The organism is Pedobacter sp. T50_32 (assembly GCF_057652195.1).
Genome location: NZ_JBYFBY010000006.1, coordinates 111,363 through 125,927, shown reverse-complemented (window position 1 = coordinate 125,927; position 14,565 = coordinate 111,363). Strand labels below are relative to the sequence as shown.

At 36.3% G+C, this 14,565-nt stretch carries 14 protein-coding genes; 11 read left to right on the top strand and 3 right to left on the bottom strand.

Annotation, left to right across the window (positions count from 1 at the left end; genetic code table 11):
• Positions 1-55: 55 nt before the first annotated feature.
• The gene (locus AC23ME_RS17170; protein WP_487728993.1) at positions 56-454 is read left to right on the top strand and encodes a hypothetical protein; all 399 of its coding nucleotides are present in this window, start codon (positions 56-58) and stop codon (positions 452-454) included.
• Here the strand turns inward: AC23ME_RS17170 and AC23ME_RS17165 are convergent.
• Both AC23ME_RS17165 and AC23ME_RS17160 read right to left on the bottom strand, forming a co-directional pair.
• Positions 451-2,295 carry a DNA polymerase III subunit gamma/tau gene (locus tag AC23ME_RS17165; protein ID WP_487728992.1) on the bottom strand — a complete coding sequence of 615 codons (1,845 nt, stop codon included), beginning with the start codon at positions 2,293-2,295 and terminating at the stop codon, positions 451-453. The two genes, AC23ME_RS17170 and AC23ME_RS17165, sit on opposite strands and share 4 nt — an antisense overlap.
• Before the next feature lie 302 nt (positions 2,296-2,597).
• The gene (locus AC23ME_RS17160) at positions 2,598-3,467 is read right to left on the bottom strand and encodes an AraC family transcriptional regulator (protein WP_487728991.1); all 870 of its coding nucleotides are present in this window, start codon (positions 3,465-3,467) and stop codon (positions 2,598-2,600) included.
• A 170-nt stretch (positions 3,468-3,637) separates the two neighbouring features.
• Here AC23ME_RS17160 and AC23ME_RS17155 point away from each other — a divergent pair, with 170 nt between their 5' ends.
• The 9 genes from AC23ME_RS17155 to AC23ME_RS17115 all read left to right on the top strand — a co-directional run bounded on the left by AC23ME_RS17155 (position 3,638) and on the right by AC23ME_RS17115 (position 11,831).
• Positions 3,638-4,231, top strand: a complete 594-nt coding sequence (locus AC23ME_RS17155) for a T9SS type A sorting domain-containing protein (RefSeq protein ID WP_487728990.1) — start codon at positions 3,638-3,640, stop codon at positions 4,229-4,231.
• 386 nt (positions 4,232-4,617) lie between these two features.
• Positions 4,618-5,847, top strand: coding sequence for a hypothetical protein (locus tag AC23ME_RS17150; protein WP_487728989.1), 1,230 nt, complete (start codon positions 4,618-4,620; stop codon positions 5,845-5,847).
• 115 nt (positions 5,848-5,962) lie between these two features.
• Positions 5,963-6,322 (top strand): 30S ribosomal protein S6, encoded by a 360-nt coding sequence (rpsF, locus tag AC23ME_RS17145; protein WP_487728988.1) that lies wholly within the window; start codon positions 5,963-5,965, stop codon positions 6,320-6,322.
• Positions 6,322-6,585, top strand: coding sequence for a 30S ribosomal protein S18 (gene rpsR / locus AC23ME_RS17140; RefSeq protein ID WP_097132857.1), 264 nt, complete (start codon positions 6,322-6,324; stop codon positions 6,583-6,585). The genes rpsF and rpsR overlap by 1 nt, the downstream gene beginning before the upstream one ends.
• Before the next feature lie 10 nt (positions 6,586-6,595).
• Complete coding sequence (rplI, locus tag AC23ME_RS17135) at positions 6,596-7,039, top strand: 50S ribosomal protein L9 (protein ID WP_487728987.1); 444 nt, start codon at positions 6,596-6,598, stop codon at positions 7,037-7,039.
• A gap of 144 nt (positions 7,040-7,183) precedes the next feature.
• Positions 7,184-7,573: a septal ring lytic transglycosylase RlpA family protein gene (locus tag AC23ME_RS17130; protein WP_487728986.1), complete on the top strand. Its 390-nt coding sequence runs from the start codon at positions 7,184-7,186 to the stop codon at positions 7,571-7,573.
• Between the two features lie 383 nt (positions 7,574-7,956).
• A complete protein-coding gene (locus AC23ME_RS17125) occupies positions 7,957-8,928 on the top strand; it encodes a ribonucleoside-diphosphate reductase small subunit (RefSeq protein ID WP_487728985.1) in 972 nt (323 codons plus the stop codon).
• 113 nt (positions 8,929-9,041) lie between these two features.
• Positions 9,042-11,426, top strand: a complete 2,385-nt coding sequence (locus AC23ME_RS17120) for a ribonucleoside-diphosphate reductase subunit alpha (protein WP_487728984.1) — start codon at positions 9,042-9,044, stop codon at positions 11,424-11,426.
• A gap of 183 nt (positions 11,427-11,609) precedes the next feature.
• Positions 11,610-11,831, top strand: coding sequence for a cysteine-rich CWC family protein (locus AC23ME_RS17115; protein ID WP_487728983.1), 222 nt, complete (start codon positions 11,610-11,612; stop codon positions 11,829-11,831).
• On the opposite strand, the gene AC23ME_RS17110 is transcribed toward AC23ME_RS17115, so the two are convergent.
• Positions 11,828-13,771 carry a tetratricopeptide repeat-containing sensor histidine kinase gene (locus tag AC23ME_RS17110; protein WP_487728982.1) on the bottom strand — a complete coding sequence of 648 codons (1,944 nt, stop codon included), beginning with the start codon at positions 13,769-13,771 and terminating at the stop codon, positions 11,828-11,830. The genes AC23ME_RS17115 and AC23ME_RS17110 overlap by 4 nt on opposite strands.
• A 136-nt stretch (positions 13,772-13,907) precedes the next feature.
• On the opposite strand from AC23ME_RS17110, the gene AC23ME_RS17105 reads away from it, so the two are divergent.
• Entirely contained in the window at positions 13,908-14,525 is a 618-nt protein-coding gene (locus AC23ME_RS17105; protein WP_487728981.1) for a response regulator, read from the top strand.
• Positions 14,526-14,565 lie beyond the last annotated feature (40 nt).

Sequence of the window (14,565 nt, the reverse complement as noted above, 5' to 3'; positions counted from 1 at the left end):
AATGACAAAACAAAAATTACAAAACAGAAGTTATCTATAAAAAAACAAATGTATTATGGATAATCAAAAACCAGCTAAAGACAAATTGCACGCTAGCGATTTGGGCGAAACCAAAGATTTTAACGAATTGTCTTACGATAAGGATAAAAATAGTTTCGAGTTTGATGTAAAGGGCGAGGAAAAGGATTACGATCATCCGCTACCTTATGATACTTCGGCGCCAAATGGCGAAGACAGCGTATCTACCTACGATGAGGCCAACCGCTATGCGGGCAAGGATTATAGTGATGATGAAGAGGTTGACGAGCAGTTAGAAAGCAATGCCATGCATATTGATGAAAGTGGCGAAAGTGTGTTGCTTGACCCAGCAGATAAGTTATTGGCGCAAACCGAAGAAGATTTAAGGGACGATTTGGATGAGGAAGGGTATCCGAAAAATGATTTGCCACGTTAAGGCAGTAAATCCAAATTAAAGCGTTTGCGGAACTCTTCTAACTGCGGATTTTTTTCTACCAAATAAGCGTATTTGTCTTTGTTGGTATAAATTCTATCGCTTAGCTTAGGTTCTATCCGTTTGGTCACAATCTGTATATCGAAATTTTTGAGTTGCGATCTGATAAAGTTAAGCAACTCAATTTTTTCATCTTGTAAAGTACTTTCGAGTGCTATATTTTCTATAGAAACAATAATATCGAAGCCATCTAAAACAGGTTCATTGCTGCTTAACAAGGTGAATAAATGAATTTTATCTTCATTGCTTGCCTTCTGGATGCACTGTTTCCAAACAGCCATAAACTGTTCTTGCGTAAAAGCTTGCTTATCGCTTCCACTAACATATTGCGGACCTTTATCGTCGCCTTCTAAATTGCCATTATTACTAAAATCTGTTAGCGAAGGAATTAACGAGCCTCCAATATTCTTAGCTAAAGGCTGTATTTTAATAGGAGAGGTAGGCGGCGCACTAACTTTGGGAGCTTCGGGTTTTTGAGGTTCTTGGCTTACTTTGGCTTCAGGAGATGGCAAAGGAGCAGCAGCCGTTTGGGTAATAGGCTTTGCTTTACTTTCTTCTTTGGTCTTTAAGCTTTGTTCTTTAGTCTCTTGACTTTGGTCTTTCGGCTTTGAGTTTTCCGATTGCGCAGAACTAACTAAAGTTTTTTTTTTATCCTGATCTTGGTCAGTTGCTGTGTTGGCGAGTTGAATTACAGAGGGAATGTGGCACATTTTTATCAGTGCCAGCTCTACCTGCAACCGCTGATTTTTGCTGTTTTTGTAATTAAGATCGCATTGGTTGGCTAAATTCAACGCTGTTAAAATGAAACCTAAATTAGCGCCGTTACTTTGTGCCAGGTATTTCTGCTTAATGTTTTCGCTAACTTCTAACAGTTGGATAGTCTGGTTGTCTTTCCCAACCAATAAATTCCTAAAGTGACCAGCTAATCCGTTAATAAAGTTATTGCCATCAAATCCGTTATTCAATATTTCATTGAAAAGTAGGAGGGTATTGCTTACATCGCCGCTGGTTAAAAAGTCGGTAAGCTTAAAGTAGTAATCGTAATCTAAAATATTCAGGTTGGCAATTACAGCTTTGTAGGTTACATTTCTATTGGTGTAGCTAACAATTTGGTCAAACATCGATAGCGCATCACGCAAACCACCATCAGCTTTTTGTGCAATAATATGCAAGCCATCGTTATCTGTAGCAATACTTTCTCTCTCAGCAATTTTAGCTAAGTGATTAGAAATATCATCAACCTGTATCCTGTTAAAATCAAATATCTGACAACGAGATAAAATAGTAGGTAATATTTTGTGTTTCTCTGTAGTTGCTAAAATGAAAATAGCATACGGAGGTGGTTCTTCCAATGTTTTCAAAAATGCGTTAAAAGCACTTGTAGATAACATGTGAACCTCATCTATGATATAGATTTTATATTTTCCCGCTTGTGGCGGTATTCTCACTTGCTCAATCAAACTTCTGATGTCATCAACAGAGTTATTAGATGCAGCATCTAGCTCGTGGAAGTTAAAAGAATGTCCCGATTGGAAAGATTGGCAGCTTTCGCAAGTGCCGCATGCTTCCTGTTCTGGTGTTAAGCTGGTGCAGTTAATGGTTTTCGCCAAAATACGGGCGCAGGTAGTTTTACCCACACCTCGCGGTCCGCAAAATAGAAAAGCTTGCGCCAGTTGGTTATTTTTAATGGCGTTTTTTAAAGTTCCCGTAATATGCTGCTGCCCAACTACGGTTTCAAATGTAGCCGGACGATATTTACGGGCAGAAACAATAAAATTTTCCATTGGCACGAAATTAACAAAATTTTGAAAGTTGCAGAGTTCAAAAGTTGGAATGTTGAAAAGTTACTTTTACTATTTGCTTTTTGGAAATGTTCGGAAGCTGCATATCGGCAATTTTAGTCCCGCCTTTTGCTAAACCCAATTTTTAGGAAGTGCAATACGAAAACTAATTAAAGATGTAAAAAAATTGGGTACCGCTGTCAGTCGGGTTTAATTAACAAAGGCATTAAGTTTTGGCGGCAAACAGTTATCGCTAAACATCGCGTTTCGGCGGTAACTGCTAATTGGCAACTGTAAACTGCTTACTATATAATCGACTTCAACTCCTTCCTGTACTGCGAAGCACTTTTCCCTGTAAACTCCTTAAATATCTTATTAAAATGGCTAAAGTTATGAAAACCACTTTCGTAACTGATATTAGCAATACTAGTAGGTTTTTCGGCCAAAAGTTTCGACGCATGAACCACTCTGTATTCATTTACAAACTTTGTAAACGTCTTTTTGGTCATCTTTTTAAAGTACCTACAAAAGGCGGGCACAGTCATGCTTGCCATTTCGGCAATCTGGTCTAAGCTAATTTCTTCCGTAAAATGGTCTTTAACGTAATTGAAAACCATGTTAATCCTATCATTGTCTTGCGCCTGCATTTCCAAAGAAAAGTTTTGGGCGTTCAAAAGTTTATAGTCTGGTGCTTGTTCTAGTTCTCTTAGTACACCCAGTAGTGCCATCAGTTTTTCAAAGGGCCACATATTATTCATCTTCTCTAAAATAGGACCAACAAGTTTAATGGTATCAGCACCAAAGGCAATTCCATACTTGGCTTTCTCAAATAAATTAGCAATGCCCTTGGTTTCTTTCAGTTTCAAAAATGAACTGCCTAAAAAATCAGGTTTCATCTGTATCACCACTTCATTAATGTTACCTGTGGTTTCGTCGGTAAATCCGCAATGCGGTAAATCGCTACCTATTAATATCAAATCACCTTCGGTAAAATAAGAGATATGACTTCCTATTTGCCTTTTGCCAGTGCCTCCATTTACAAACACCATTTCAATTTCTGGGTGGTAATGCCATACGTGGGCTTTGTTGTTGGCGTTTTGCTGATATTTTGAATAATAAAAAGAACTGCCAAACGACGGTTCTATAATTTCGAAACTAGGTTTAATTTTTTTCATTTGATAACGCTAAGTTAACAATAAAAATATGTGTTTTTAACTAATGATGTTGATTGTTGTTTTTATTGGGTTAAAATAACATATATTTTAGCGAATTTGGAATATAAACATCATGAAATACTCGCTTAAATTTGCTCTTGTTAAAAAGGTACAAATATTCAACACATATAATGATGAAAAATTTATTAAAATTAAGCCTAGTTCTTCTTGCAGTTTTAACAGCAAACATCGTAAAAGCAGACGATAGCGAACTTTTGGTGAAAGTTGCCAAAGAGAATAGCAAATGGGTAAGCTTTATCACCGCTGATGCCAAAGAGTTTGACGTAGCTTTATATAATGCAGATGGCGATGTGATTTATGAAGACCATATCAAAACGGTTGGCAATAAATTCCAAACTTACGATTTAAGCACATTGCCAGAAGGAGCTTACCGATTGAAGATGGAATCTAATGCTAAATTGGTTACGTATGATATAGAAATTAACGCAGGTAATGCGGTGCTTTCACAACCAACTGTTATAGAAATCAAACGTCCTAAACTTATTAAGGAAAAGGATATGTTAACCTTAGATTTAAATGGTACTTGCAAAGGTGAGGTTGCTATTACAATCTATAACGAGTATAATGAGAAACTTCACGATGATGTCTACAGCAGCGATGCTAAAACAATCAAGAAATTTGATGTGAGTAAAACTCCGTCAAAAGAGTTAACTTTTGTAATTTCTTCTAGAGGACAAGAGTTTTCTGAAACGATTAAGCTTTAAGAGAGCAATTTGTAAGAGAGAGTAAAAGCATTGCCATTTGGCGATGCTTTTTTGTAATATACCATATTCTAGGTATATACCTTTAGGTTTTTTTAGCTTTTCTTTGCAGCATGAAAACGCTCCAAAACTTTTTAGTCTGTGCCAAGTTGTCTCTTGGATTTGTAGTTTATCTTTATAAAATGATTAAGTAGCTGTGCTAACTAACCATTTTTGCTAAAAACATTCCCAGTCTTTTGCAATTTAATTTTCATTGTTGATGTTTGGTGATCTATTGTTTTAGGTATAAAGTTGTAGATTCTAAGTCGTTTAAGTCTTTATATAAGATGTAATCAGGCTATTCGCTTGTTTTTATATATTTGTCAATATATTTTTATCTAAATATGCTCATGTTTCGCATTCTAATAATTGGTTTAGTCCTTTGTCCGTTTTTTTCTTTTTCCCAAAATAAATTTCTTGAGGGTTACGTGGTTACTTTGCAAGGAGATACCCTCAAAGGTTATGTAGAAGGGAAGGAATCTGGTACAACACTTACGCAGGCACGTTTTAAAGCAAATAAATCCGCTGCTATACAAAGATTTTCGAAAGAAGATTGTATTGCTTTTGGCTTGTACAATAGAGATGCTTATGAACGGCATACCGTGAGCATAACAATGTCTAAAGTAGAATTAGGAGATTTATCTGTAGGAGTAGATACGGCTAGTAGACGTGAAATCATTTTTTTAAGGGTATTGCAAAAGGGAAAGAATGTAACATTATATACTTATACCGACAATGTGAAAACGCGATTTTATATCAAGGAAGAAGGTGAGTTGGAGCCCACAGAATTAATATATCACCGATTTTATAATCCTGATAATACTTCACAGATTATTGAAGGTTCGAAGTTTCAAAGACAGTTGCAAGCATTGTTTAGGGGATATAAGGTTGAAGTAGAGGATTATCAGCTTGAAAGAACTAGGTACGCCGAGGATGATGTCCTAAAGCTGGTTAGTCTTATCAATAGTTATCAGAAAGAGAAGTCTAAATATAAGAGATCTACGTTTTATGCTGGTGTTGGTTTAACTCATCTGTCAACTAGTTATTTCGGTGAACATTTGCTAGCAAGGGAGGATGTGGTTTCTAAAACTATAATAGTACCTTTTGTGTCAACAGGGATAGATGTGTATGTTAATCCTGCTTATGCAAGAGCTTTTTTTCGAATTGAGGCAAGCTTTTTCATTACAAAACATAAGTTTGAAAAAAAGGAGCCAGATTTTATCTTTCCTGCTGCTGCACACGAGTTTAAGCAATTTGTGGGTATACTTTCGACAAGCTTTTTATATAATTTTTATAAGTTTAATGACACTCAGGCCTACTTGGGTTTAGGGATCGCAGCAAGGTATGCTTCTACCAGTAATAATAGGGCAACTTATAGATACACAGCTAGTACGTTCGATCTGCCTGCTCCTGATATGCAAAAACTTAGGCTTCAGATACCGATAACAGCAGGTGTTGTTTTGTCAAAAAGAGCAGATGTTTCGTTTATGTATACATGGCGAACTAACATAGCAGAAAACTATGTTTTATTTGGAATTAGGACCACACAAGTTAAGGTTGGTTTAAATTACCGGTTTTAATAAAGGTATGCTCTTTCAAATAGATTGAAACAACGCTTTGATTTATAGAAATATATTGCTACATTTGCAGCCCGTTTTAATGCGGAAAAATTAAAAAATTAATTAAAATACAACAATGAATCAGTACGAAACTGTTATCGTTCTTACCCCGTTGTTGTCAGAAGATGCTGCAAAAGAGACAATTGCTAAATTTACAAGCATTCTTACTGATGGCGGAGCCGAAATTATCGCAGAAGATAATTGGGGTTTGAGAAAATTAGCGTATCCAATCGAAAAGAAAGGAAACGGATTCTTTCACCTTACAGAATACAAATCTGGTGGTGAGGTAATTAGCAAGTTAGAGTTAGAGCTTAAACGCGATGAGCGTGTTTTACGTTTCTTAACTGTAAGATTAGACCGTCATGCGGTTGCTTACAACGAGAAAAAACGTAGTGGAGCTTTTAACAAAACTAAGAAAGAGGAGGCTACAGCGTAATGGCAAGAGATCAAATCCAATATGTTACTGCTCCAAAAGTGGAGGATAACAGAAAAAAATATTGCCGTTTTAAGAAAAATGGTATTAAATATATCGATTACAAAGACGCAAACTTCTTATTGAAATTCGTTAACGAGCAAGGTAAAATTTTACCTCGCCGTTTAACTGGTACTTCTTTAAAGTTTCAACGTAAAGTGGCTCAAGCAGTAAAACGTGCTCGTCACATCGGTTTGTTGCCTTTCGTTACTGACCAATTAAAATAGGAGCTGAGCAATGGAAATTATTTTAAAGCAAGATATCAAATCACTAGGTGAGAAAGATGATATCGTTACGGTAAAACCTGGTTTTGGTCGTAACTACTTAATTCCTCAAGGTTTTGCAATTTTAGCAACTCCTTCTGCGAAAAAAGTATTAGCAGAAAACTTAAAGCAAGCTGCTTTTAAACAAGAGAAAATTAAGAAAGACGCTGAAGGCATAGCTGCTAAATTAGCTGATGTTAAATTAAGCATTGGTGCTAAAGCAGGTGAAACTGGTAAAATCTTTGGTGCTGTTAACACTATCCAAGTGGCTGACGCATTAAAAGCTAAAGGTTTTGAAGTTGATCGTCGTCGTATTACTTTCGAAACTGAGCCTAAAACTTTAGGTGAATACGTAGCTAACTTAAACTTACATAAAGAAGTTAAAGTTAAAGTTCCTTTCGAAGTAGTAGCTGAGTAATTTTAGCTTACAAAAGATAACAAGCCCCGGATTTAATTCGGGGCTTTGTTTTTTACAGAGGGCTAAGTTTTTACAAATCAGGTCTTTTATTATATTTGTTGCCCAATTCATTAGATCGAGTAGCTGGTCTTAAATAGTATATTGATGAAATATCTTAAATCGATAAGATTAATATTGCTTCTATGTATGTTGGCTTTTGCGGCGCAAGCTCAGGAGATAGCTCCTAAGCTGTCGGATACGATCAAGAAAACCATCTTCACTACCTACTACGCTAAAAAATTCGAAGGCAGAAAAACCACCAGCGGCGAACGCTACCGTGCAGCTAAATTTACAGCCGCACATCGTACATTACCTTTCGGTACTATCATTAAAGTTAAAAACCTAAGAACAGGGAAAACTGTAGAAGTTAGAGTAAACGATAGGGGGCCTTTCAGTAAGAAATTTTCTTTGGATATTTCTAAGGCTGCAGCCCAAGAATTAGGTATTTATCGTCTTGGTTACGCCCGTGTAGAAATTGCTTATGTACTCAACTAAAAATGTATGTAATTTATACACTTTCTAAAATTATTAACACTCTATTTGATTTCCTAACTCCTTAAAAAGAAATAATTAGCTTTTTTCTTCCCTGTTTCTGACAAAAATCTGATTAGAAATAGACATCATTTTGGAGGCATGTTAACAACTTTGTAACATAAAAAATGCCTTAACTTTTATATTTGTTATACGAAGTTCTTTAATAGAAAGCACCCAAAATATTATTTAACTAATTGTTATTTAGTTTATTAAAAAGGATGGTTTTTTCAATTCCTTTTCGTTTATAAACTAAGTGATGTTTCTTGGGCTGTGTAACTTAACCAAAGAACCAAAATAATGTGTTTGCTGTAACCGTATTTTAAGAATGTAAAACAAGAGTGATTATGGAAGATGAATTATTACTAAGAGAAAACAAAGACCGCTTTGTGCTTTTGCCGATTAAATTTCCAGCTATCTGGGAAATGTATAAAAAAGCTGAAGCTAGTTTTTGGACGGCAGAAGAAATTGACTTGTCGGACGATATTAAGCACTGGGAAAACCTAAACAGTGGCGAGCGTCATTTCATTTCTCATATTTTAGCATTTTTTGCTGCTAGTGATGGTATCGTTAATGAGAACCTAGCGGTAAATTTCATGAGCGAAGTTCAAATTCCGGAGGCACGTTGTTATTATGGTTTCCAGATCATGATGGAAAACATCCACTCTGAAACTTACGCGTTATTAATTGATACTTACGTTAAAGATCCTGAAGAAAAAGATAGACTATTCCATGCAATTGATACCGTACCGGCGGTAAAGAAAAAAGCAGAATGGGCATTACGTTGGATCGATAACGGAACTTTTGCTGAGCGTTTGGTAGCTTTTGCTGCAGTAGAAGGTATTTTCTTTAGCGGTAGTTTCTGCTCTATTTTCTGGTTAAAGAAACGTGGTTTAATGCCAGGTTTAACTTTTAGTAATGAGTTAATTTCTAGAGACGAAGGTTCGCACTGCGAATTTGCTTGTTTGTTATATAGCATGTTGCAAAACAAATTAAGCGAAGAGCAAGTACATACCATTATTAAAGATGCAGTAGAAATTGAAAAAGATTTCATTACTGATGCTTTGCCAGTTAAATTAATTGGTATGAATGCAGATTTGATGAAGCAATACATCGAGTTTGTAGCCGACAGATGGTTAGCTGAACTTGGTTACTCGAAAGTTTATAACGCTACCAATCCATTCGATTTTATGGAGATGATTTCACTGCAAGGTAAAACCAACTTCTTCGAAAAACGTGTGGGCGATTATCAAAAAAGTGGTGTGTTAACTTCTTCGGAAGACAAAGCACAAGCTTTTTCGCTAGATGAAGATTTCTAAATGAAGGTATCAGGTGTGAGGTTTTAAATACTAAATACCAATATCTAAATGCTAAATAATATTTTGAAACCAGGTGCCGATGTGAAAATATGCACCATAAAATTTTGTAAAGGATGTTTGTAATAAAAAGAGATGGCCGTAAAGAACCGGTAAAATTTGACAAGATTACAGCTCGTATTGAGAAGCTGTGCTATGGTTTTAATGCTGAATTAGTAGATCCTATTGATGTTGCCAGAAAGGTAATTGAAGGATTGTACGATGGTGTAACTACATCAGAATTAGATAACTTAGCAGCAGAAACAGCAGCTTCTTTAACTACGAAACATCCAGATTATGCTTTGTTAGCATCACGTATCGCGGTATCTAACTTGCATAAAAACACTTTGAAATCTTTTTCTAAAACTATGGAGTTGCTGTATAAATACATCGACCCAAAAACTGGAAAAGATTCTGCTTTAATAGCTGATGATATTTGGCAAGTAATCCAAGATAACGCTGATGTTTTAGATAGTACCATTATTTACGATAGAGATTTCGGTTTCGATTACTTCGGGTTCAAAACTTTAGAAAAATCTTATCTTTTAAAAGTTAACGGTGTAATTGTAGAGCGTCCGCAACATTTATTTATGCGTGTGGCTGTTGGTATCCACAAAGGTGATATTGATAGTGTAGTTGCTACTTACAACTTAATGAGCGAGCGCTGGTTCACTCACGCAACACCTACGTTGTTTAACGCAGCTACGCCTAAACCTCAAATGTCGTCGTGTTTCTTGTTAACGATGCAAGATGACAGCATTGAAGGTATTTACGATACGTTAAAGCAAACTGCAAAGATTTCTCAAAGTGCTGGTGGTATCGGCTTAAGCATCCACAACATCCGTGCTACGGGAGCTTATATTGGTGGTACTAACGGAACTAGTAACGGTATTGTACCGATGTTACGTGTATTTAATGATACAGCTCGTTACGTAGATCAAGGTGGTGGTAAACGTAAAGGTGCATTTGCAATTTATTTAGAGCCTTGGCATGCTGATGTTTTCGAATTCTTAGACCTGCGTAAAAACCACGGTAAGGAAGAAATGCGTGCCCGTGATTTGTTCTATGCACTTTGGATCAACGATTTGTTTATGCAACGTGTAGAGGAGAATGGTGATTGGAGCTTATTCTCTCCAGACGAAGCACCAGGTTTAGCAGATTGCCATAGCGAAGAATTTAATAAGCTTTACACAAAATATGAGCAAGAAGGAAGAGCTCGTAAAGTGGTTAAAGCACAAGAGCTTTGGTTTGCTATTTTAGATTCGCAAATTGAAACTGGTACTCCTTATTTGTTGTACAAAGATGCGGCTAACTCTAAATCAAACCAACAAAACTTAGGTACTATTAAGTCTTCTAACTTATGTACGGAAATCATCGAGTATACTTCTAAAGACGAAGTTGCTGTTTGTAACTTAGCTTCATTGGCATTGCCACGTTTTGTAATCAATGGTGAGTTTGACCACCAAAAATTATACGATGTAACTTATCAAGCAGCATTAAACTTGAATAAAATCATCGATTATAACTATTATCCAGTTAAAGAAGCTGAAAACTCGAACTTACGCCACCGCCCAATTGGTTTAGGTGTACAAGGTTTGGCTGATGCATTTATTTTGATGCGTTATCCATTTGAAAGTGATGCTGCTAAACAATTGAACAAAGATATTTTCGAAACCATCTATTTCGCCGCAATGACTGCTTCGGCTGATTTAGCAGAGAAACATGGTGCTTACAAAACTTTCAAAGGTTCGCCATTATCAAAAGGTCAGTTCCAATTTGATTTATGGAATGTGACTCCAGATAGCAACCGTTGGGATTGGGAAAGTTTAAGAAAGCGTGTAGTGAAAAAAGGTGTGTACAACTCGTTACTGGTAGCGCCAATGCCTACGGCTTCAACTTCTCAAATTTTGGGTAACAACGAATGTTTCGAACCATATACTTCAAATATTTACACTCGTCGTGTATTGAGTGGTGAGTTCATCGTGGTAAACAAACACTTATTGAAAGATTTAGTAGCGTTAGGCTTGTGGTCTCCACAAATGAAAGATAGAATTATCTTAGCTAACGGATCGATCCAAGACATCGCTGAAATTCCAGATTACATCAAAGAATTGTACAAAACAGTTTGGGAAATCAAGATGAAGAACATCATTGATATGTCGGCTGATAGAGGTGCATACATTTGCCAATCTCAATCGTTGAACTTGTTCATCAATGCACCGAATACTTCAAAACTAACTTCAATGCACTTCTACGCTTGGAAAAAAGGTTTGAAAACCGGTATGTATTACCTACGTACGCAAGCAGCTTCGCAAGCGGTTAAATTCACTGTAGAAAATCAAGGTGGTAAAGCAATTGAAGCAGTAATTCCTGCAAGTATTCCGCAAAACCAAGTTGCAGAAGAAATTATTGATGGACCAGTTTGTACAATGGAAGAAGGTTGTATCAGCTGTTCTGGATAATATCGGCTCAATAGTTCACTAGTCATTGGTTCATTAGTTTTGAGATGAACTTCATGATAAAGCAATAATAATAAGGTTCTGGATATAAAGTTCAGAACCTTATTTTTTGTCCGTACTTTTGCTTTTAGCTCAATAGTTCATTTAGAAATAGACTGCCAAATGAACTATTGAACCAAGGAATCAATGAACAAGCCTCATTTACATAGCAAACATGAAATTATTGCCTGCGAGCGATGTGGTACCGCTATTGAGTGCAAAGCAAATGCTTACACTAAATGCCAATGCAGCGTTGTTCAGTTGACCATTAATGAGGTGCAATACGTTAGCGAGTTGTACGATGGTTGCTTGTGCGCCAAATGTTTAATGGAGCTACAGCAAGAATATCGAGACGAAATAGGGATTTAAGGTAAATGTATTGCTACCAATGTTCCTTTACCCGCTGTTGAGTCGATATCTACTGTTCCCTTTAAAAACTCTACCCTAGAATAGATGTTGCTCAGTCCGATGCCGGCTTTTACATCAACTTTATTCTTGTCGAAACCTTTTCCATTATCTTCTATGGTAACCGCAATTCCTTCTTCGTCTTTAATAATTTGAATATCAAGTTTCGAAGCTTCGGCGTGTTTAACCACATTGTTCACAGTTTCCTGAATTACCCGATAAATTACCGTTTCAGTTTGTTCGTCAAGTCTTTCATTTAAACCAACCGTTTCCAAAGTTACTTTGAGTTTGTCTTGATCTAATTTTCCGATAAATTCTTTTACTGCTGATGCCAGTCCAGATTTGATTAAGGCATTTGGCATCATTTGGTGCGATATGGAACGCATCTCGTCGTAACTTTCATTCACGAGCGCTAAAGCTTGTTCTGCCTGTAGGTTAACTTCGTTTTGTAGGTTAAGTTTAGAGAAAAGTCCATTGAGGTTCATTAACGCAGCAGATAACATCTGACCGACGCCATCGTGTAAATCTCCAGCGATACGTCTGCGTTCCCTTTCTTCAGCATCTAAAACCGCTTTAGAAGCAATATCTTGTTGTTTTATAATTTCCGATTGGAGTTCTGCTTTAGCTTTAAGCTTACGACGGTTAATAAGTAGGTAAGTAAAAAGAATACCTAATAAAAGCACGCCGCCCGCAATGCCTAAGCCTAAGTTTCGCTGTTTGATTTTTAGTCTTTGTATGATGTTTTGCTGATGTAACGACTTTATTTGCTCCTCTTTCTTTTCAGTTTGGTATCGTACTTGATAGTCAGAAATTAAAGCAGTTTTATCTTTTTGAAATAGCGAATCCTTAATTTTGGTAGATGCTATATGAAGCTTATATGCTTCTTTAAATTTTCCTTGTTTTTGGGATATCAGTGCCAAGGTTTCTTTGGCATCCATAACTTGCTTGCTTGCGCCTATTTCTTCGGCAATGGTTATTGCTTTTTTAGCACTTTCATTAGCTTCGTTAAGTTTTCTAGTTTTAAGCATCAGCTTTGCTAAATGGATATAAGTAAAAGCAAGTTCCTTTCTGTTGTTGTATTTTTGGTTTAAACCAACTGCGGTATTTAGAAATTCAAGTGCTTTTTGATCATCGCCTTTGGCAGCATAACCTATACCTGCATTAGTGTAGGTAAGTGGTAAAAATTGTAAAATATTGAGTTCCTTAAATGCCTTTTGTGCTTTTAGCGAATAATATATGCAGCTATCGTACTGGTTGGTATAGTAGTAAACCGAACCTAAATTGGCTTCTGTAAAAGCAGTTTCTCTAGGTTTGTTTAATTTTTTATAAATAGCATTTGCCTCCTGATAGTACTTGATTACATTTTTATAGTCTTCGTGCGCTTTAAATAGAATGCCCAAATTGGAACTTACCATAGCAATGCCTTCAATGTGTTTTTTCTTTTTGTAAGTTCGATAGGCTTCGTTGTAATACTTTAAAGACAGCGAAAAATTTCCCAATTCGTCGTAAGCTACACCAATATTGTTTAGTGTATTAGCAGTCTTGATCTCATCATTAAGCTGTTTTCTTAATTTGAGTGCATCTAAATTGTAAGCCAGAGATTTTTTATAATCGCCCTGTGCTTCGTAGGTAACTGCCAAATTATGAAAGGCTTCTACTTCAAGCTTATTTTCCTTCTTTTCCTGTGCTAGTTTTAACGCTTGATAACCGAATATTCTTGCAGAATCTGGATGGTGATATCTGTATTCCCAACACAGCTCTAATAATATTTTAACATCGTTTTTATTAGCTTTTAACGCTTTTGTTAGGCTATCTATCCTGGATTGGGCAAAAACCGGAGTTGAGGTAAGAGCTAATAGCGCAAAAAAGAAAGTTATTTTTAAAAGAGAGTTGCTTAGTGGCATAGGTTCAGTTACTTAGCTCTAAGTTACGCATAAATTGTTTTAAAAATCTAAGGGTTATTACTGATATTGATAAAGTGAAATAAAAGTTTACTCCAATAAATAATATCATTACTTTTAAACAAAATAAACTGAATTAATGAAGCTTTTACTTGTTGACGATCACGCTATTGTAACCGATGGATTGCAGGTCTTACTGCAAAATGAGGAAGGATTTACCATTGTAGAAAAATTGGTGTCTGGAAATTTTGCCTTGGCGTATTTAAAACAGAACGAAGTGGATTTAATGATCACCGATTATTCTATGCCCGACATGGATGGATTGACTTTGGTGAAACAAGCAAAAGCTTTACGTCCAGATCTGAAAATTATTGTGTTGAGCATGCATGATGAAGCAGTAATGATTAAAGATATGCTAAGTGCAGGCGTAGATGGTTATGTGCTTAAAAAATATGCACAACAAGAATTGCTTAACGCAATACAAGCAGTTGGCAACGGCAGACAATTTTGGAGCGCCGAAGTTAACAGAGCGCTATTAACGGCTTTGCAACCTCAAGAAACAGAAAATCATGTTACGGAGCGAGAGCTGGAGGTGTTGAAACTCTTGGCGCAGGAGCTTACCAGTAAACAAATTGCTGAAAAGTTGTTCATCAGCGAACGTACTGTAGAAACCCATAGAAAAAATTTGATGAGAAAAACGGGAGCCAGTAACGCCATTGGACTGGTGCGTTATGCATACGCTCACAAACTTATTTAAAATACGCAATAATACGTAGCTGTTTTCAGTAGAAATGCTG